We start from the raw sequence: 19556 nt of genomic DNA, 5'->3' as shown, positions 1-19556 counted from the left end.
ACGCATAAAATTCTAATGTTACGGACGAGGCTTCGATCGACTTTGACGCCGTGCGATCAGGGAAAGTTAACCAGATGTGGCGGTGGTTAATCGGCGGTAGCAGGTGCGGTCAAATGCAAGCGAAATCGCAAGCGGGTTTTTAAAACCGTTCGCGTATCAACATCCCCATACAACAGAAAAACGCGGGGGCGCGTCGTGCATTTCGAGAACAACAGCATTTCTGAACAGGGCTTTTCAACCGAGGACATTCTGTGGGCCGTCGGCATCTGGTCGGTGATCCTGACGCTGTCGCCGGTCGTCGTGTTCTACGTGCTGATGGTGGCGTAAGGACACCAAAAGAAAAACGCGCGGAGCCCGCGCGTTCTTTATCAGTCCGGCAGATCGAAAGCGGCGTTGTTACGCCGCCTGCTTGTGCATTGCGCCCGATGCCGACGCCGTTCCGCGGATCGCCTTGATCGAACGCTCGATCGCGCCCCACAGCCTGCTGATTTCCGCAGCCGCCCGGCCTTCCGCGTAATATTCGCGGGCGCCTTCGCCCTGGCTCAGCGCCATGATCAGATCGGCGCGGTTGGTGATCTGGCCGCTCCACACCGGCGCGCGGAATTTCGCCAGCGCTTCACGCGCGATGCTGACGATGCGGCTCTCGGCGCCGTCGCGTTCGGCAGGCGCACCGTTGATCACGACCGCGTAGGGCTTGCGCGCCGAACGACAGGTCTGAATGGTTTCCTGCACCGCGTTGACGTCGAACACGCCGGGCCGCGCCGGAATGATCACCATGGTGGCGTTGCGGATCGCATCGTCGACGACGGCCGACAAATTCGGCGGCGTGTCGATGAACACCCATTCGATGCCGTCGCGCTTGGCGGCAGCGACGATGCCGCTGACGGAATTTACCGCGGGCTTGATCGGCGGCTCGTTGGTGCCGCGCAATTTGTGCCAGAGCGTAAGCGAGCCCTGCGGATCGGCATCGACAAGCAGGATGGGCTTCGTTGCCTTATGAACATGGGCAGCGAGGTGAGCAGCCAGGGTACTTTTTCCCGAGCCCCCTTTACGTGATGCAAAAACAATTACGTTCATACCTTGGCCTCCAGTTGACCCCAGAAGCCGAAAATGAATCAGCGCGGTGATTCGTGAAAGAAAAATTTATCACCCGCCGCGATGAAGCCACTTAATTGCCAATAAGGCTGGTTTTTGAGTCACACCGTGCAACCCCGGTGACGCGAGAAGGAATCGGAAAGACGCGTACTTGGCTTATTGCGCGCTTTTTGCGCGGTCGCGTTCGAGCTTTGCGCGCTGGCGTTCGAGCCATTTGCGCTCGATCCATCCAAGCCCCAGCGCCAACGGCTTCTGCAGCGGCGGGATGTCCTGCGCGAACAAAAGGAGTCCGAGCGGCAGCATCCAGAGCCCGAGCACCGGCAGGAAGCTGAGAAAGCCGCCGACGACCAGCAGTATGGCGAGCGGTACTCGGACGTAGATCGACGACGGCTTGCGCACCCAGCCGACGAACTTCGCCGGCCCCGGCGGCAGCTTCCTCTCGAACCAGGCAAAATGCCGGTCGAGCTCTTTACTGTGATCAATCAATGAACCCTCTCCTCTTGCCCAAAGGAGATGTTCATTGCAGACGCCGCAAACAAGGCGTCAGTCTGCCGCGCGAGGAAACCTTAAAATGGCGTAATGCGCCGTCAAGTCGCCGGTTTCGCCGGCTTTTTGGTGTTTGCGCGGCTTGGCGCTCACGGCCTTGCGCGGGGCTGCCGGCCGGATGATGGTCGGCCGGCCCACGGGCCGGGCCGTGATTTCATCGGACTCGGGACGGAAGTGCGCCCGGCAAGCCGGCGAGAGCTGCGACTTGTTGCGCACCATGCAGGCGGTGACGCGGCTGATGTCAGGGATATCCGAACTGCAGAGGCGAAATGCGTCGCCGGTGCAGGCCTGCTCCTGTTCGGGTGTGTAGGTCTGACTGGCGGCGGGCGAGATCGAAACCGCGAGTGCGGCGGCAAGCAACAATCCGAGCTGAAAATTTTCGATCCGAAAGATCGCCATGAATTCCCCCAGGCCGCAATGATTCCCGGAATTGTGGGTGAACGGGTGGGGCTTGGCAAGCACGGCTGGGCAACGCGCCACAGCACAAGTGTCGCGGCAGGCGAGCGGCAGTTCAGGGGAGTGCTGGTACAGTTGGGTGGGCTCGAACCACCGACCTCCTGTTCCACAGACAGGCGCTCTAACCAACTGAGCTACAACTGCATCCCTCGCGCGGGGCCCCAAAAGAGGGGTCGCGAATGGGCCGGAAACTAGGTGCAACGCCGGCCTTTGGCAAGGCCGGGAAGCGTCCAATTATATAGTCGTTTCGGGCGCGTGTTGCGTTCATGTGCCGGCCGCGCCGGAGTCCAGCGAGGCCCGGAAAAAAAGTCTCTTGGGACAGCAAAAAGCCCGGGCCGCTTCGCCCGGGCTTTTCGTTGGCAATGCCGGGCCCGATCAGGCGGCGGGCTTGTAGTACTTCGAGGCGGAGGCCTTGATCGGCTCGACGGTCTCGGTCGCAACCTTCTGGCCAAGCTCGGCAAGCTCCTTGGCCTGCGCGGTGAAGGTCTCGTACTGCTTCTTGGCGTGCGCAGTCCACAGCTCGAGCGCCGCCGCCGGCGTCTTCACGCCGAGCAGCTCCTGCGCGAAATCGAGCGAGGACGAGGTGTTGGCCTTGAAGAACTCGATCAGCTTGGCGTTGTACTCGCCGGCGCCCTTGCTGGCCGTGGTGAACACGGCCTCGATGGTGCCGTTATGGGTTTCGGCGGCATCCTTGAACTTGGCGTAGCTGTCGCGGGCCTGCGAAACGCCCTTTTCGGCGAGTGCGCGCATCTGCTCGGGAACTTCGAAGGGAATGATGGCGGCGGAGAAGGGATCGGTGGAGCTGGTCACGGCTTGCATCCTTCACAATGGGGTTAATCGATGTTCCCTGGCGGATGCCGGGCGGATGACCGGAACGCCGAAAGGGATCACGTACACACGCACTCACGGAAGTTTGCCCATCCACGGGCTCGCCCAATAAGCACCCATATCGTGTCAAATTTGTGCAACGCACTGCAATTTCTGGTGCGACGCCACATGGGGAACCCGCACCGGATGCGCATTCCAGCCGGTCCATTTCGTAGTTGCAATACTGCCCGCTGCTGGGCGAGTCAGGCTTTCGGCTTCGCCGCGTCCATGGCGGCCTTGCCGACGATCTGGCTCATTTCGCTGGCCTGCTCCGCCAGCACACGCATTTGCCCCTGCACATATTCGCTGTGCAGCCGCGTTATCTCGGCCAGATCCTTGGCCTTCAGGAGTGACTGCGCGTAATCGAGCGAGCCCTGCACGTTCTTCTCGGCATAGGCGACAGCCTTCTGCCTGACATCCTTGGCGCCCTCGCGCACCGTGGCATTGCGCTCCTCGATGGTATCGGCGGTGGTCTGCGCGGCGGCGACGAATTTCTCAAACGTCTTGCGGGCCTGCTCCAGGCTCGCTTCCGCCATCGATCGCATTTCCTTGGGTATCTCGAAACGGTCTCGCACATCGTCGCTCATGGTGCGCTCCTTTGCACGGGCAGGGATTGCGTCCGGTTGCCGCCAGAGGTCGTAAGGGTCGCGGCCGGAACGGATGCGGCGCCAGAGAGGTTCCTGATGGTGGCCCCTGACGGCCGCAACCCACCCAACGCGGCCGGCGGCCAAAGAGTTCAGCCGGGTTAAGGTTATCCGCCGCTTAAACCACTGCCGGACCGCCGGGCCGTGGACCTGCCGCCGCCGGCTTGCGATAGTAACGATCCCTTAACGTTATCGGCATTTTGGTGCCGATCGTGACGCCGGACGGTCATGTAGTTGCGATGAAGGACGCGGAATTTCAGTGGCGGGCGCAGAGCGATCCGCGATTGGCGGCCTATGCGGCGAGCCGCCTGCCCGCATGGCTGTGGACGGCCGACGGCAGGCGGATCCTGTGGGCCAATCCGGCCGGCGCCCGCCTGTTCGGCGCCGCCAGCGCCGCAGCCCTTACTGAGAAGACCTTCGGACCGGCCGACCGGCACCGGCGGCAGATCGCGCGGCTTGCAGTACGGCTGCTCGCCAATGGCGCCGTCCGCCTGGAGCGGTTACAGGGATTTGGCGCGGCGCCCGGCATGCTTGCGACCTGCGGCTGTTCGCGGTTCGACTTTCCCAATGGCAGCCACGGTGTCCTGATCGCCGCCGGCGACATCGCGCTGATCGCGGCGCGGCCGGCGCGGGCGCATGAGCAGCCCGAGAACGAGATGCAGCCCGAGGCCACTGCGTCAACGCCAGCCCCGCAGCCGAGCGCGCCGGTCATGGAGCAGCAACCGGTCGCGCCGCAGCCGGCTCCCGACTACGAACAGCCGGCGCAATCGGGCGAAGCGCCCGCCGAGTTTGCATTGTTCGATGCGTTTGCCGAGCCCGCCGCCGCGGAGGAGCCGGCCGCGACTGAGCGCGCTCCACGCACGCCATTCCCGGCGCTCGAAGCACTCGCCGGCCAGCCGACCCGCCGCCTGCCGCTGCGCTTCACTTGGCAGATGGATCGGGAAGGCCGCTTCACGCTCGGCACCGACGAATTCACCGGCCTGATCGGTCCGCGCACCACGGCCGGCTTCGGGCGGCCATGGCGCGAGATCGCCGAGAACTTTGCGCTCGATCCCGACGGGCGGGTGATGAAGGCGTTCGCCACATGCGCGACGTGGAGCGGCATCGTGCTGAACTGGCCGGTCGATGGCGGCGGCACGCTACCGGTTGAACTGTCCGGCTTGCCGATCTTCGATGGGCAGCGGAATTTCATCGGCTATCGCGGCTTTGGCGTCTGCCGCGACTTCGACGCCCTCGCCCGGCTCGCCGCCCTGCGCCTGGCGGAATTGTCCGGCGAGATGGCAACGCCGCAAGAACCGCCCGCCCCGGAATTTCTCAACCCGACAGGCGTTGCACCGCCTTTGCTCGACGATTTGCCCGAACCGATTGCTGCCGAGACTTCACATCAAAACGATTTGGAAACGCCCGTGGAACCTCCCAAGGAAAGCGTCAAGGAAAGCGTCGAGCAAAGCGTCAAGGAAAGCGCCAACGAAGCCTTGAAGGACACCGTGACGGAATTGCCCACAGACGCTCCCAACGTCGTGCCATTCCGCGCCCCCGGCGAGGCGAAGCCGCTATCGCTGACGCCGGTCGAGAACAGCGCCTTCGACGAACTCGCGCGGCAATTGTCGGCGCGGCTCGACACCGAGAATGGCAACGAGGCGGTGCCGAACGTCACCGGTGAAACGATATTTGAACCAACCGTCGCATCGTTCGCGCGCGAACCAGCCGGCGGGCCGCCGGAATGGCTGGCGCCATCCGAACCGCCCGCGCATGGCGAAGCTGTGCGCGACAAGGCGCTGCTCGATCTCCTACCCGTCGGCATCCTGATCTACCGGCTCGACCGCCTGCTATATGCCAACCCCGCCTTCCTGACGCAGATGGGCTATGCCAGCCTGCATGCGCTGGAAGATGCCGGCGGCCTCGACGCGCTCTATGTCGAACCCGGCACGTCCAATGCGTCCTCGACGTCGGACACCGGCAGGCCGGTGACGATTTCCGCAAGCGGGCCTGATGCAGATGCGCCGTCATCGGCGGCCGAGGCCCGCCTCCACACGATTTCATGGGACGGCGATTCGGCGCTGGCCCTGATCTTCTCGACCACGCGCCATGAGGGCGCGGCGATCGCGGCTGCCATCTCGCAAGCCGAGCCGGTAGCGGAGCTGGACATTCCCGAACCGTCCGATGTCGGCCATGCCAATGCCGAAGAACTCGCCGCCATCCTCGACACCACAGCCGAAGGCCTCCTGATGTTCGATGCCGAGGGCAACATCCATGCAGCCAACCGCAGCGCCGAAGCGCTGTTCGGCCATGACGGCGACGAACTGGTGCAACGCAATCTCGCCGACCTCTTTGCGCCGGAAAGCCAGCACGGCGTGTTCGAATATCTCGCCGGCATCAAGGCTTCCGGCGTCGAAAGCCTGCTCGATCACGGCCGCGAGGTGCTCGGCCGCGAAAGCAAGGGCGGCATCATTCCGCTGTCGATGACCATCGGCCGTACCCGCCCGGACGGCCCGAATTTCTTCGCGGTGTTCCGCGATCTCTCGCAGGCCAAGAAGACCGAGAGCGAGTTGCGCGAGGCGCGGCGGCTGGCGGAACGCGCCGCCAACGCCAAAGCCGACGTGCTGGCCCGGATCAGCCATGAGCTGCGGACGCCGCTGAACGCCATCATCGGCTTTGCCGAAGTGATGATCGGGGAGCGTTTCGGCGCGCTCGGCAACGAGCGTTACCGCGAATACATGAAGGACATCCGCGCCGCCGGCGAACACGTGATCGCCATCGTCAACGACCTGCTTGATCTCTCTCGGATCGAAACCGGCAAGCTCGATCTCGCCTTCACCAACCAGAATCTCAACGAGCTGGTCGAGAGCTGCGTGGCGGTTATGCAGCCGCAGGCCAATCGCGAGCGCATCATCATCCGCACTTCGCTCGCGCACACGCTGCCGCCTGTGGTCGCAGACGCGCAGGCGTTGCGCCAGATCACGCTGAACCTGATCGGCAATTCGATCCATCTCGCCAATGCCGGCGGCCAGGTCATCGTCTCGACCGCGCTGTCCGATTTCGGCGAGGTGATGCTGCGGGTCCGCGACACCGGCAACGGCCTCAACGACAACGAGGTTGCCGCAGCCCTCGAGCCGTTCCGCACGCGGGCGCCGTCAGATCAGTCCGAGACCGCGGCCGTCAGCCTGTCGCTCACCAAGGCGCTCGTCGAAGCCAACCGCGCCAAATTCCAGATCAAGACCGGCGGCCGCTCCGGCACGCTGATCGAGATCGTGTTTCCGCCCGCGGTGGTGCGGGCTTAATCTTACTGCTCATAGCTGCTCAACCCCTCATCCTGAGGAGCCCGCAGAGCGGGCGTCTCGAAGGATGTAGGCCACAGACGGGGCCTCATGGTTCGAGACGCGCTTCGCGCTCCTCACCATGAGGGGTTACAGGCGTCCGCACCCCGCAGCGTTGATCACGTCGCTATTGGCGACAGAAACGCTGGAACGCTACGGCCATCGCTGCGCAAATAGTCGGCCATCGGTCGAACGACCTTGATGACGGCCGGTCTCGTCGTCATGCGCTGCCGCCATTGCAGAAGTCTCGGCGTTTCGCCGGTCATGTCGGCACCCATGCGGGCACCGAAGAGCTGCGCCATATAGAACGCGATATCGGCAAAGGAATATTCGCCGGCGAGAAACTCGCGGTCGCCAAGGACACGCTCCATGGTTCGATAATAGGCAGCGGCGGCCTCGCGCGCGGGCGTCCCGGCGGGATCGCCTGGCCTATTCCAGAGCGGCATCAACTTGATGATATGCGGGAAATAGACCTCGTCCGATTCATGCTCCAGCCGGCGAGCCCAGGCTCGCGCGGCAGGAGCAGCGGGCCACAGCGCAGAGCTCGGCTTGATGTCTTCGAGATACTCGAAGATCTGGGTGGAATCGAAAATCTCGAGATCACCGTCGATCAGCACCGGGACCTGGCGCTTCGGATTGATGCGCAGGACTTCCGGATGCTTTGGCGCGTACCCCTCCTTCATGGTGAAGGGGACCATGACCAGGTCGAAATCGATGTTCTTCTCGTGCGCCGCGATCTGAACCTTGGCGCCGAACATGCTCAGGGGACCGGAGAACAGCCGCATTTTGCGGTCGCTGCTTCGATTCATTTCTCGATCGGATTGAACGTTCTCGGGCATCAATTTCCCCTCAATCATCAGCGGCGCGTTCGACCCCGAGGCCGTGGCCGCCTTCGTCATCGCGTCTTGTTCAGGCGCCATAGCCAGGCCAAGGCAATACAAAGCACGGTGCCTGTCGGACGTGTGCCGAGCAATTGGCGTTTCACTTTCGGTCCAGCAAGTGCCGAAGGCCAAAAACGCACGAGCGTCAAAGCTCTAGCGAAATCTTTGAGATCCGGTCCGCCCACGCGAAGGTCCTTCTGGACAGCGGCGGCGTTTCCGGTTGATATGCGACGAATTGACACACAGCGGTTCCGCGTGAGCCTGGAGGAAATCCCATGATGCCGTTTCATACGCGCCTGTTCGGCGCGGTCGTCGCGTTGACGCTTGCAGCCACAGCGCCTGCCCTCTCGCAGCAGCTCGAGCTCAAGATCATGGCGCCGGCAGCTCCCGGCGGCGGGTGGGATCAGACCGCCCGCGCGATGCAGCAGGTTTTGGTCGCCGCCAAGATCGCCCGCAGCGTCCAGGTTACCAACGTGGCCGGCGCCGGCGGCAGCATCGGCATCGCGCAGTTCGTCAACGGCGCCAAGGGCGACGGCAACCAGATGATGGTGAACGGCTTCGTCATGGTCGGCGCGCTCGCCATGAACAAGTCGCCGGTGACGCTCGAACAGGTGACGCCGATTGCGCGCCTCACCGAGGAGATCCAGGTGATCGTGGTGCCGGCGAATTCGCCGCTCAAGACGGCGCAGGATCTGGCTGCTGCCGTGAAGGCCGATATCGCCAAGGTGACCTTTGCCGGCGGCTCGGCCGGCGGCGTCGACCACGTGATGGCGGCGTTGTTTGCGGGAACGATCGGCGCCGACGCCAAGAAGATCAACTACATTCCGTTCTCCGGCGGCGGCGAGTCGCTGGCGGCCATTCTTGGCGGCAAAGTCACGGCAGGCATTTCGGGCCTGAGCGAATACGAAGGACAGATCAAATCAGGCAAATTGCGCGCACTCGGCGTGACCTCGGAGAAGCGTATCGCCGGGATCGATATTCCGACGTTCAAGGAACAAGGGATCGACCTCGTGCTCGCCAATTGGCGTTCGGTGGTTGCGCCTCCCGGCCTCACGGCAGAACAGCGCAAGACGTTGAGCGAAGCGGTTGAGAAGATGGTCAAGTCCGATGCCTGGAAGGACATCCTCAAGCAGAAGGGCTGGGATGACGCCTATCTTTCCGGCGATGCGTTCGCCGACTTCCTGAAGAAGGAAACGACGCGCGTCACCGACGTGCTGAAGTCGGTCGGCCTCGTCAAATCATGACGGACAGCGCTTCCAGCGATCTTCCGCAGCTGCCGGCCTCGCGGCGCATCGATCCCGCCGGTCTGGTCATCGCCGCGGCGCTCGCGGTGCTGGCTGCGGTGCTGGTATGGGACGCTAGCCGTCTGTCATCCACATCGATGTACGGCATGGGGCCGGAGGCAATGCCGGTCGTCGTAGCAGTCGGGCTCGGCATTCTCGCGATTGCCAACCTGATCGACACGCTGCGCGGCAACCTGCCGCCGCGCGAGAGTGCCGATCCCAAGCCCGTGCTGCTGATCCTCGGCGGGCTTGCGCTGCTGATCGCCATCATCGGACTCGGCGGCGGCTTCATCCTGGCGACATCGGCGCTGTTCGTCACCACCTCGGCGGCGTTCGGGCGGCGCGCACTCCTCGCCGACCTCGTCATCGCGCTCGTAATGACCACGCTGATCTATCTCGCCTTCGATCGGCTGCTGACGTTGAGCCTGCCTGCCGGCCCTCTGGAAAGACTGCTGTAATGGAAACCTTCGCTGCGCTCGCGCATGGCATGGCCGTCGCCGTCCAGCCGATGAACCTGCTTTATGCGCTGATCGGCGTGTTCCTCGGCACTGCCGTGGGCGTGCTGCCCGGCATCGGGCCGGCGCTCACCGTCGCGTTACTGTTGCCGGTCACCTACAAGCTCGATCCCGGCGGCTCGCTGATCATGTTCGCCGGCATCTATTACGGCGGCATGTATGGCGGATCGACCACCGCCATCCTGATCAACACGCCCGGCGAGAGTGCGTCGATGGCGACCGCGCTCGAAGGCAACAAGATGGCCAAGGCCGGCCGCGGCGGTCCGGCGCTGGCGACGTCGGCGATCGGCTCGTTCGTCGCGGCCACCATTGCCACCATCGGCCTGGCTTTTCTCGCACCGTGGCTGGTGGATTTTGCCGTGCGCTTCGGGCCTGAAGATTATTTCGCGCTGATGTGCGTGGCCTTCGTCACGGTGTCCGCGACCTTCGGCGATTCGCCGATCCGCGGGCTGACCAGCCTATTCATCGGGCTGACGCTCGGGCTGATCGGCATCGACAAGCTCACCGGCCAGGCGCGACTCGCTTTCGGCATGCCCGAACTACTCGATGGCGTCGAGGTCACGACGCTGGCCGTCGGCCTGTTCGCCGTCGGCGAAGCGCTCTACGTCGCATCGCGCCGCCATCACGCCGAGGAAAAGATCGAGCCGGTGCGCGGCTCGCTGTGGATGACGAAGCAGGACTGGATGCGGTCGTGGAAGCCGTGGCTGCGCGGGACGATGTTCGGCTTTCCGATCGGCGCGCTTCCCGCGGGTGGCGCGGAAATTCCGACATTCCTGTCCTACTCGACCGAGAGGCGGCTATCGAAACACCCGGAGGAATTCGGCAAGGGCGCGATCGAAGGCGTCGCGGGGCCGGAAGCCGCCAACAACGCCTCCGCCGCCGGCACCCTTGTGCCGTTGCTGACGCTGGGGCTTCCGACCTCGGCGACGGCTGCGATGATGCTGGCCGGCTTTCAGCAATACGGCCTGAACCCGGGACCGCTGCTGTTCGCCGAGCGGCCCGATCTGGTATGGGGCCTGATTGCGAGCCTCTTCATCGCCAATGTGATGCTGCTGGTACTCAACCTGCCGCTGGTCGGGCTATGGGTGCGACTGCTCGCGATCCCGCAGCCGTGGCTGTACGCCGGCATTCTCGTGTTCGCGACCATGGGCACCATCGCCGCAAAACCTTCAGTGGTCGAGCTGTCGATGCTGGCAGCCTTCGGCGTGTTGGGCTTTCTGATGCGCCGGTTCGACTTCCCGATCGCACCCGTCGTCGTCGGTCTCATCCTGGGTCCAATCGCAGAAAGCCAGTTGCGCCGCGCGCTCGCGATCAGCCTCGGCGATCCCATCGTGCTGCTGCAGAGTCCGATGTCGGCGACGCTGCTCGGCATTGCGCTGATTGCGCTAGTAGCGCCGTTCGTGCTGAAGGGGCTCGGCCGGTTCAGGGCGAGCGAAGACTAGTCCGCGACCGGCACAATTCTTGCTCAAATCCAGTCTGCCTGAATGCATCCGACTGCGGATCGCCTGTTTTCCCGGGCATATTTGGATTTGATCAATATGCGCTGCAAACGAGTTGTCGTGTTGTTTCGAAAAGCAGATGCTGCGCGAATTTCTGTCGCGGGCTCCCCGTTCAATTTGCCGGCGTCGTCGATCATATCAGCCTGGTTGCTGCGCGTGATTTTTTGATGGGCCCGCAGCCCAATACCGCATCCCGAAAAATATTGAATGGCATTTTTATAGCAGTGGTCCAAAATCCGGCCAGCCGCCAGCCAACCGTTCGGTGGAGCCAATGCAGCAGATTGCAGACTGGCTCGAGAAGCTTGGGCTTGGACAATACGCGTTGCGTTTTGCCGAGAACGGAATCGATCTCGGTGTCCTTCCCGAGCTAACGGATCAGGACTTCGATAGACTCGGAGTCCTGCTCGGCCATCGCCGCAAGATGCTGCGCGCGATCGCCGAACTCAAGCAAGTCGAATTGGCCGACGAGCAGGCTCGGCAGCATGATGCCGAGCGACGCCACCTCACCGTGATGTTCTGCGATCTGGTCGGCTCGACTGAGCTGTCTGCTCGCCTTGATCCAGAGGACATGTGGGAGGTGATCCGCGCCTATCGGACTGCCTGCGCAAGAGTTATTGCCACCTACGACGGCAGCATCGCCAGGTTTGTCGGCGACGGAGTACTCGCCTATTTTGGTTACCCCCGCGCGCACGAGGACGACGCCGAGCGCGCCGTGCGAGCCGGGCTCGACATGATCGCCGCGATAAGGCCGCTCGAAACGCGCGCGGAACAGGTTGAGGTGCGGATCGCGATCGCGACCGGGCTTGTCGTGGTGGGCGACCTCATCAGCGGAGGCGCGTCGGAGCAGCGGGCGATGGTCGGCGATACGCCGAACATCGCCGCCCGGCTCCAGGGCCTGGCTGAGCCGGGCGCGGTTATCGTTGCTGCTTCGACGCGCGAGCTGCTTGGAGATTTGTTCACTTTCCGTAACCTCGGCCTGCGCCAAGTCAAGGGCATCTCCGAACCCATCGCGGTCTGGGCGGTCGAAGGTGGGGCGGCGTCGGAGAGCCGCTTCGAGGCGGTGCGCATGGCGCGCTCGCTGGGCTTTGTCGGCCGTAAGGCAGAAATCGAATTCGCGCTCTCGCGCCAGCAGCTGGCGTGGCAGGGTCAAGGTCAGGTGGTGTTGATTTCCGGCGAGGCCGGGATCGGCAAATCGCGCCTGGTCGCAATGCTCTGCGAGAACCCTGTGTTGGGGGCACACTGCCGGGTGCGGTATCAGTGCTCGCCTTACCACATCAACAGTGCGCTTCATCCCTTTGTCGCTCAACTCGAGCGCGGCGCCGGTATCAGGTCACAGGACACGCCCGAGCAAAAGCTCGACAAGCTTGAGGCAATGCTTGCACTTGGAACGCAGCAGGTGGCCAACGCGGCGTCGCTGATCGCAGCTCTTCTTTCGATCGCAACGGGCGAGCGCTATCCGCCGCTCGGCCTGAATCCGGTGCAGCAGCGGCGACAGACGTTCGCCGCTCTGCTCGATCAGCTTGAGGGTTTGGCCCGGCAGCAACCTGTGCTGATCGTCTGCGAGGATATGCATTGGGCCGACGCCACGACACTTGAGCTGTTCGATCTCGCGGTCGACCGGATCAGGGGCTTGCCGATCCTCGCGCTCATGACTTTCCGGCCCGAGTTCGAGCCGCCTTGGGCGGGTCTCGCCAATGTCAGCCTGCTGCGGCTCGACCGACTTGACAGGCAGGACGCGCGCACTCTGATCGAGCAGGTGACCGTCGGTCGACATCTGCCAGGCGAAATGATGACGCAGATCATCGACAGGACGGATGGCATCCCGCTGTTTATCGAGGAACTGACCAAGACAATACTGGAGTCCGGACTGCTGGTGGAAGATGCCGGGCGCTATCGCCTTGATCGTCCGCTACCGCCACTCGCCATTCCCGCGACGCTGCAAGACTCGCTGATGGCGCGCCTTGACCGACTGGCGCCGGTCAAGGAAGTGGCACAGATAGGCGCCGCCATTGGCCGCGGCTTCTCATACACATTGCTGCGGTGTGTGGCGGGGCGCGATGATCTGACGCTGAACACCGCGCTGAGGCAACTGGAAGAGGCCGAACTGCTATTGCGCCGCGGGACGCCGCCGGAAGCGAGCTACAGCTTCAAGCACGCGCTGGTCCAGGAAGCGGCTTATGAGAGCCTGCTCAAGAGCCGCCGGCAACTGCTGCACAAACATATTGGCGATGTGCTGCGCGATCAGTTTCCGGCCATCGCCGAGACCGAGCCCGAAGTCGTGGCCTATCACTTCACCGAAGCGGGACTCGACGGGGTTGCGCTCGATTGGTGGCTCAAGGCAGGCCAGCAGGCGCTCAAGCGCTCCGCCTATACCGAGGCAATCGCGCATCTCGGCAAGGCGGTTGCGATTGCCGACGGGCTGCCGGATGACCCGGGCAGAACCATGAGCCGGCTTCATCTTCAAATCATCTACAGCCGCGCGCTGCGAGGCAACCTTGGGCACAGCGCCCCGCAAACCGTCGCCGCATGGACGCGCGCCCGGCAATTCGCGGCTGATATCAATGATCCGGTTGAGCTGGCGCCGATCTATTCGGGACTGTTCAATGCCTGTCTGACGCATGGCGAGATCGCGCCGATGTGGGAGTTGGCGGATGCAACCATGAACGCCGCCAATAGACATCCGGACTCCCCCGTGGCCGCAGTCGTCGCGCATTGGACAAACGGGGCGACCTGCTGGTTCGGCGGCGACTATATGAACGCGAGAACGCATCTTGAGCAGGCGCTTGCGGCCTATGGTGCTGAACCGAATCTTGAGACCTTCAGGGCCTCAACGCTGGACCTGCCGTTCGTCATTATGAGATTTCTTGCTCTGGTGCTTTGGCCGATCGGACGGATTGATCGCGCCCGCCAGCTCGCCGCGGAAGCAGTGCGTTCCTCGGGAGAAAAGCGAGCGCTCTCCCAAGCCAATGCGCTCGTCCATAAGGCGGTTTTCGACGGACTGTGCGGCGGGCCGTTACAGCAAACAGAGACAATCCTTGCGCTCGCCCTCGCTCGCGACCATACGATGCCGTTGTATGTAGCCGCGGGCACATACCTCACTGGCCTTGCAAAGTGGCGCGCCGGCGACCGAGAGGCCGGGCTTGCGGAAATGCGTCGAGGCTGGACCTTGCTGCATGAGAATGACTGTTACCTTTGCGAACCGTTTTGGGGAATGCAGATTGCCGAGGCGAATGCAGCGGCGGGGCAAACGGACACTGGGTTGGAGATACTGCGCGAGTTGATCGCCGTGACGGAACAGTCCGGTCAGCATTGGCTCGATGCCGAACTGCATCGTGTTCAGGGTGAGCTTTTGTTGGGTCGCGACCCGACGAACCTCTGCGGGGCCGAAGGCGCCTTTAACCGGGCGCTTGAGATAGCCCGAAGCCAGCAGACGAAAGCTTTCGAATTGCGCAGCGCAATTGGACTTGCGCGTCTTTGCATCAACAACGGCCGGGAAGCGGCCGGATCCGAGGTAGTCGCGCGAGCGCTCGTCGATTTTGAAACGGGGCATGGCCTCCCCGAAATCGAACAAGCGAAGAAACTGCTCAGGAAAAGCCGCTAGCGATGCTTCTGCCAAAGCAGCTAGAGTCTGGAGTCGGATTGCCGATCCGAGCCTGGCGAAACCTCTGTCGGCGGCAGGTTGATCATGCTCTGCAGGAGTTCGCCGACCATCGAGAGATGGTTACCCTGACCGGCATATTGCTGCATCAGGTCGGCCAGGTAGGTGTTCGCGACGAACTTCAGATCCTCGCGAGCATGGCCGCTTTCAGCTTTGCGATGCGTGCTTCATCGCGCTTGTAGAACGTCCACTGCTTGACGCGCTTGGCGCTCACCAGTCCTGCTTGCGACAGTATTTTCAGGTGCTCGCTCACGGTGGGTTGGCTGACGCCGAGCTTTTCGGCAATCAGCACCCCGCACACGCCGTCCTTGACGAGATCGCCGTCGACCTGCTCGCGAAAATGCGCCCGGGGGCGTTTCAGCCACTCCAGGATCAACAGCCGCCGATCGTTGGCGAGCGCGCGAAAAGCAGACTCGACGTCGTCTTGCAAAGAAGGCATATTGCTAATTAGCTAAATGACTAATTCTTGTCAATGAGTGGGGAGTGCCTTATGGACGCGCCGGTAGTAACCTCGGAAACGATCGCACAATGCGAGCGGCTCATTCGGCCCTTTATCCGGCGGACGCCGGTCGTCGAGGTCGATGGCGCCGAGTTCGGGCTTCCCGGCCGTACGCTGACGCTCAAGCTCGAGCTTCTGCAGCACTCCGGCTCGTTCAAGGCGCGCGGCGCTTTTGCCAATCTATTGACCCGCGATGTGCCGCAAGCCGGCGTGGTCGCGGCGTCGGGCGGCAACCATGGCGCGGCGGTCGCCTATGCCGCGATGAAGCTGGGCAAGCCGGCCAAGATTTTCGTTCCGAGCGTCTCGTCGGCTGCGAAGGTGCAACGCATCCGCGACTACGGCGCCGACCTCGCGATTGAAGGCGACCGCTATGCCGATGCGCTCGCGGCGAGCGAGATATGGGCGCAGCAAACCGGCGCACTGCCGGTGCCGGCCTTCGACCAGAGGGAAACCATCACGGGACAGGGAACGATCGGCCTTGAGCTCTCGGAGCAGGCACCTGACATCGACACCCTGCTCGTAGCGGTGGGCGGCGGCGGGCTGATCGCCGGGATCGCGGCCTGGTATGCCGGCCGCATCAAGGTGGTCGGCGTCGAGCCGCTTGCATCGCCCACGTTGACCAGGGCCCTTGAAGCCGGCCATCCGATCGATGCCGAGGCCGGCGGGTTGGCTGCGGATTCGCTTGCGCCGCGGCGCGTCGGCGAACAGGTCTTCCCGATCGTCCAGAAATATGCGCGACAAACCGTACTGGTTTCCGACGCCGCGATCGCCGACGCACAGGCGACGCTTTGGCGCGCCTTGCGCATCGTTGCAGAGCCGGGCGGCGCAGCAGCGTTCTCCGCGATCCTGTCGGGCGCCTACAAGCCCGCCGCCGGCGAACGCATTGCAGTCGTCATCAGCGGCGGCAACACCGCTGCTGTCGATTTCGACCTCGCTATGCGTAGCCGATAGGTTGTGCCCCAGCCATCTGCGTCCCCGCCGTGCTTCAGGAGTCGCATGGTGTGACGGCTCGCCATGTTTGGAATCGCTCTAAATTATAGCGTGGAATCCTTCTAAATCGAGCCGTTCGCGACATCCGGTCGCTGACGGCACCGTGGCCGCTGCGCTACTGAGACGGGCATCTTCATCAGCTTTGTCGGGCAGCCCCATGATCAATATTCGCGCTACCGCCGCAACCGCAGCGTTGCTTTGTTTTACCGCGTTCGGAGCCTCGACGGCGTTCGCCGACGGCGAGGTCAACGTCTACACCTACCGCGAAACCAAGCTGATCCAGCCCCTGTTCGATGCCTTCACCAAGGACACCGGCATCAAGGTCAATATCGTTTCCGCAAGCTCTGGTCTCGAGCAGCGCATGAAGGCGGAAGGCGCCAACAGCCCCGCCGACGTGCTGCTGACGGTCGACATCGGCCGCCTCGACGACGCCGTGCAGGCCGGCGTCACCCAGCCGATCAAGTCGGTGGTGATCGACGAAACCGTGCCGGCGCAATATCGCGACCCCGACGGCCACTGGGCCGGCATTTCCATGCGCGCGCGGGTGATCTACGCCTCGAAGGACCGCGTCAAGCAGGACAAGATCACCTATGAAGAACTCGCCGATCCCAAGTGGAAGGGCAAGGTCTGCATCCGCTCCGGCCAGCACATCTACAACAACGGCCTGTTCGCGGCCTATGTGGCCAAGTACGGCGAAGCCAAGGCCGAGGAGTGGCTGAAGGGCCTGAAAGCCAATCTGGCGCAAAAACCCTCGGGCGGCGACCGCGAAGTCGCGCGCGATATCGCGGCCGGCAAATGCGACATCGGCGTCGCCAATACCTACTATTGGGCGCTGATGATGAACAACGATCCCGAGAAGAAGCCGTGGGCGGAAGCAACGAAAGTGGTGCTGCCGACCTTCGAAGGCGGCGGCACCCACGTCAACCTCTCCGGCGTGCTGTTGGCCAAGCAGGCGCCCAACAAGCCCAACGGCGTCAAGCTGATCGAATGGCTGGTCGGTGAAAAGGCGCAAAAGATCTACGCCGATTCAAACTACGAGTATCCGGTTCGCGCCGGCGTCGCCGTCAATCCGACGATTGCAGGCTACGGCAAGCTCAATGCCGACCCGCTGCCGATCGCCAAGATCGCCACCAACCGCAAGGCGGCCTCGACGCTGGTGGACAAGGTCGGATTCGATAATTGAACGGCGGTGAGGGCGAAGCATTAAACCCGTGATCGCGCCGCGCACACAACTGCGTCCCCTCCCCCTTTGCGGGGGAGGGTTAGGGAGAGGGGTGGCGGCAACGGCAGTGCTCGTGGCTTACCCCTCTCCCCCGCCCTCCCCCGGCGCAAGTCCGGCCTGCCCGACTTGCGCAAAATCAAAATGCGCAACCGGGGTAAACCCCGGTTGCGGGGGGGAGGGAGCCCACCTGCGCAAGCGGATAAACCTCGGCTTACCTTGCCGACGTGTGCGGACGTGAGTCCCGTCACGCGCTCGGGCCGCATCGCGGCAGCGATTGCGGTTGCGACCGCCATCCTCGTTGCAGCTCCCGTCATCTCGATCATTGCGCTCGCGCTGCAGCCGGCGCCTGACGTCTGGCAGCACCTGATTGACTACGTGCTACCGGCGACCATCTTCGACACCGCGTTCCTGCTCGGCGGCGTCGCCATCTTGTCGCTTGCGATCGGCACCGGCACGGCGTGGACAGTTTCGTTGCATGAATTCCGCGGCCGGAAAATGCTGCTATGGCTGCTGCCGCTGCCGCTCTCGATCCCGACCTACCTCGCGGCTTACGTCTATGTCGACCTTTTCGAGCCGCTGGGCCTGGTCCACAAGACGCTCGCGCACTGGCTTACGCTGCAGGACGCGGTGCGCATGCTTCCGAATTTGCGCTCGCTGCCGGGCGCGGTCGTCGTGATCGCGCTGGTGCTTTACCCCTACGTCTATCTTTCGGCGCGCACGATGTTCCAGTACCAGAGCGCGGAATTCGCCGAGGCCGCGAAGACGCTCGGCGCCAGCCGCTGGACCACCTTCTGGCGTATCTCGCTGCCGATGGCACGTCCGGCGCTCGCGGTCGGCGTCGCGCTGGTATCGCTGGAGACGCTGAACGACATCGGCGCCAGCGAATATCTGGGTGTCCGTACCCTCACCGTGTCGGTGTTCACGACCTGGCTCAACCGCGGCAGCCTCGCCGGCGCCGCGCAGTTGTCCTGCTTCATGCTGGCGATCGTGGCCGGCCTGATCGCAGTCGAACGTTATGGACGCCGCAATGTCACGACGGAATTTTCCGCCGAAAGCCCGCGGCTCACGCCGCGGACCCCACTCACCGGCATCAAGGGCGGATGTGCATTCGCGGCGTGCCTGCTGCCGGTGGTGCTGGGATTCCTCGTGCCGCTCCTGTATCTCGCGCAGCAGAGTTTCAAGCGCGGGCTTTTTGCCAATTTCGACGTAGCGCTGTGGCGCGATGCATTCAATTCGGTCGCCTTCGCAAGCATTGCCACGCTGACCGCGCTTCTGCTCGGCTTTGCGACCATTCTCGCGTGGCGCTGGCGGCCGAATGGGTTGCGCTTCGTCGCAATGAACATCGCGCAGACCGGCTACACGCTGCCGGGGCTGGTGCTGGCGCTCGGCCTGCTCGCGCCGGTGCTCGCCATCGACAATGCACTGAACGCGCTCGCCGGATGGCTTGGCCAATCGCTGCCGGGATTGATCGTGGTCGGCTCAGGTGCTGCCGTGGTGATCGCCTATGTGATCCGGTTTCTGGCGGTGCCGACCGGATTCATCAAGGCAGGGTTCGAGCGGATCCCGCACGACTACGACGACAGCGCGCGCGCCGCCGGCGCCGGCCAGACCACGACGATGCGGCTGATCCATCTGCCGCTCTTGCGCCCCGCCATGCTCGGCGCGGTCATCGTCGTGTTCGTGGATTGCCTGAAAGAATTGCCTGCGACGCTGCTGTTGCGGCCGCTCAATGTCGAAACGCTGGCGACCTCGATCTACCAGTACGCCAGCCGCGGCAGTTTCGAGGACGGCGCGCTTGCCGCGCTCCTGATCGTCGCCGCCAGTATCGGCCCGGTGGCGTGGCTGACGCGGTTTTCGGACGTGCCGGCCGGGCCGGCGTGAGTGGACGTGTAGGGTGGGCAAAGCGCAGCGTGCCCACCATCACGAGCACAGTGTTCGATGGTGGGCACGGCGCGAAGAGCGCCTTTGCCCTACTGCGTCATAAGCTCCTCATGGTGAGGAGCGCGAAGCGCGTCTCGAACCATGAGGCCCCGTCTGTGGCCTACATCCTTCGAGACGCCCGCTCTGCGGGCTCCTCAGGATGA

General features: G+C 63.5%; 17 protein-coding genes, 1 tRNA gene and 1 pseudogene. 9 read left to right on the top strand and 10 right to left on the bottom strand.

Features of this window, described 5'->3' with window-relative positions:
* Positions 1 to 195 precede the first annotated feature (195 nt).
* Positions 196 to 327, top strand: coding sequence for a hypothetical protein (locus V1292_RS12780; protein ID WP_334372919.1), 132 nt, complete (start codon positions 196 to 198; stop codon positions 325 to 327).
* A gap of 69 nt (positions 328 to 396) precedes the next feature.
* On the opposite strand, the gene V1292_RS12775 is transcribed toward V1292_RS12780, so the two are convergent.
* The 6 genes from V1292_RS12775 to V1292_RS12750 form a co-directional block, all read right to left on the bottom strand.
* The gene (locus V1292_RS12775) at positions 397 to 1077 is read right to left on the bottom strand and encodes a ParA family protein (protein WP_057847356.1); all 681 of its coding nucleotides are present in this window, start codon (positions 1075 to 1077) and stop codon (positions 397 to 399) included.
* A gap of 174 nt (positions 1078 to 1251) precedes the next feature.
* On the bottom strand, positions 1252 to 1581 hold the full coding sequence (locus V1292_RS12770; protein WP_334372917.1) for a hypothetical protein: 330 nt from the start codon (positions 1579 to 1581) through the stop codon (positions 1252 to 1254).
* A gap of 57 nt (positions 1582 to 1638) precedes the next feature.
* Positions 1639 to 2040 carry a hypothetical protein gene (locus V1292_RS12765; RefSeq protein ID WP_334372915.1) on the bottom strand — a complete coding sequence of 134 codons (402 nt, stop codon included), beginning with the start codon at positions 2038 to 2040 and terminating at the stop codon, positions 1639 to 1641.
* Between the two features lie 124 nt (positions 2041 to 2164).
* Positions 2165 to 2241: transfer RNA gene (locus V1292_RS12760), tRNA-His, on the bottom strand.
* Positions 2242 to 2472: 231 nt separating this feature from the next.
* Positions 2473 to 2907: a phasin gene (locus V1292_RS12755; RefSeq protein WP_057847481.1), complete on the bottom strand. Its 435-nt coding sequence runs from the start codon at positions 2905 to 2907 to the stop codon at positions 2473 to 2475.
* Positions 2908 to 3167: 260 nt separating this feature from the next.
* Positions 3168 to 3551: a phasin family protein gene (locus V1292_RS12750; RefSeq protein WP_334372913.1), complete on the bottom strand. Its 384-nt coding sequence runs from the start codon at positions 3549 to 3551 to the stop codon at positions 3168 to 3170.
* 296 nt (positions 3552 to 3847) lie between these two features.
* On the opposite strand from V1292_RS12750, the gene V1292_RS12745 reads away from it, so the two are divergent.
* On the top strand, positions 3848 to 6889 hold the full coding sequence (locus V1292_RS12745) for a PAS domain-containing protein (RefSeq protein WP_334377029.1): 3042 nt from the start codon (positions 3848 to 3850) through the stop codon (positions 6887 to 6889).
* 155 nt (positions 6890 to 7044) lie between these two features.
* Here the strand turns inward: V1292_RS12745 and V1292_RS12740 are convergent, their stop codons facing one another.
* On the bottom strand, positions 7045 to 7734 hold the full coding sequence (locus tag V1292_RS12740; RefSeq protein ID WP_334372911.1) for a glutathione S-transferase family protein: 690 nt from the start codon (positions 7732 to 7734) through the stop codon (positions 7045 to 7047).
* A 347-nt stretch (positions 7735 to 8081) separates the two neighbouring features.
* Here V1292_RS12740 and V1292_RS12735 point away from each other — a divergent pair, with 347 nt between their 5' ends.
* The 3 genes from V1292_RS12735 to V1292_RS12725 are packed head-to-tail and all read left to right on the top strand — an operon-like array spanning position 8082 to position 11046.
* Positions 8082 to 9050 (top strand): Bug family tripartite tricarboxylate transporter substrate binding protein, encoded by a 969-nt coding sequence (locus tag V1292_RS12735; RefSeq protein WP_334372910.1) that lies wholly within the window; start codon positions 8082 to 8084, stop codon positions 9048 to 9050.
* Positions 9047 to 9547 (top strand): tripartite tricarboxylate transporter TctB family protein, encoded by a 501-nt coding sequence (locus tag V1292_RS12730; RefSeq protein WP_334372909.1) that lies wholly within the window; start codon positions 9047 to 9049, stop codon positions 9545 to 9547. Before V1292_RS12735 ends, V1292_RS12730 begins: the two co-directional genes overlap by 4 nt.
* The gene (locus tag V1292_RS12725) at positions 9547 to 11046 is read left to right on the top strand and encodes a tripartite tricarboxylate transporter permease (RefSeq protein WP_334372907.1); all 1500 of its coding nucleotides are present in this window, start codon (positions 9547 to 9549) and stop codon (positions 11044 to 11046) included. The genes V1292_RS12730 and V1292_RS12725 overlap by 1 nt, the downstream gene beginning before the upstream one ends.
* A 23-nt stretch (positions 11047 to 11069) precedes the next feature.
* On the opposite strand, the gene V1292_RS12720 is transcribed toward V1292_RS12725, so the two are convergent.
* Entirely contained in the window at positions 11070 to 11375 is a 306-nt protein-coding gene (locus tag V1292_RS12720; protein WP_334372905.1) for a hypothetical protein, read from the bottom strand.
* On the opposite strand from V1292_RS12720, the gene V1292_RS12715 reads away from it, so the two are divergent.
* Positions 11375 to 14704 (top strand): adenylate/guanylate cyclase domain-containing protein, encoded by a 3330-nt coding sequence (locus V1292_RS12715; RefSeq protein ID WP_334372903.1) that lies wholly within the window; start codon positions 11375 to 11377, stop codon positions 14702 to 14704. The two genes, V1292_RS12720 and V1292_RS12715, sit on opposite strands and share 1 nt — an antisense overlap.
* 20 nt (positions 14705 to 14724) lie before the next feature.
* Here V1292_RS12715 and V1292_RS12710 read toward each other — a convergent pair.
* Positions 14725 to 14877 (bottom strand): annotated as a pseudogene (locus tag V1292_RS12710) (cyclic nucleotide-binding domain-containing protein); the annotation flags it as partial.
* 5 nt (positions 14878 to 14882) lie between these two features.
* Positions 14883 to 15200 carry an ArsR/SmtB family transcription factor gene (locus tag V1292_RS12705; RefSeq protein WP_213253309.1) on the bottom strand — a complete coding sequence of 106 codons (318 nt, stop codon included), beginning with the start codon at positions 15198 to 15200 and terminating at the stop codon, positions 14883 to 14885.
* A 51-nt stretch (positions 15201 to 15251) separates the two neighbouring features.
* On the opposite strand from V1292_RS12705, the gene V1292_RS12700 reads away from it, so the two are divergent.
* From V1292_RS12700 to V1292_RS12690, 3 genes are all read left to right on the top strand, one after another.
* A complete protein-coding gene (locus V1292_RS12700) occupies positions 15252 to 16211 on the top strand; it encodes a threonine/serine dehydratase (protein ID WP_334372902.1) in 960 nt (319 codons plus the stop codon).
* Between the two features lie 196 nt (positions 16212 to 16407).
* Entirely contained in the window at positions 16408 to 17433 is a 1026-nt protein-coding gene (locus V1292_RS12695; protein WP_334372901.1) for a Fe(3+) ABC transporter substrate-binding protein, read from the top strand.
* A 273-nt stretch (positions 17434 to 17706) separates the two neighbouring features.
* On the top strand, positions 17707 to 19353 hold the full coding sequence (locus tag V1292_RS12690; protein ID WP_334372900.1) for an ABC transporter permease: 1647 nt from the start codon (positions 17707 to 17709) through the stop codon (positions 19351 to 19353).
* Positions 19354 to 19556 lie beyond the last annotated feature (203 nt).

Origin of the sequence: Bradyrhizobium sp. AZCC 1719, from assembly GCF_036924525.1 — a bacterium.
Taxonomy (GTDB): Bacteria; Pseudomonadota; Alphaproteobacteria; order Rhizobiales; family Xanthobacteraceae; genus Bradyrhizobium.
This window is presented reverse-complemented; position numbering and strand designations above follow the sequence as displayed.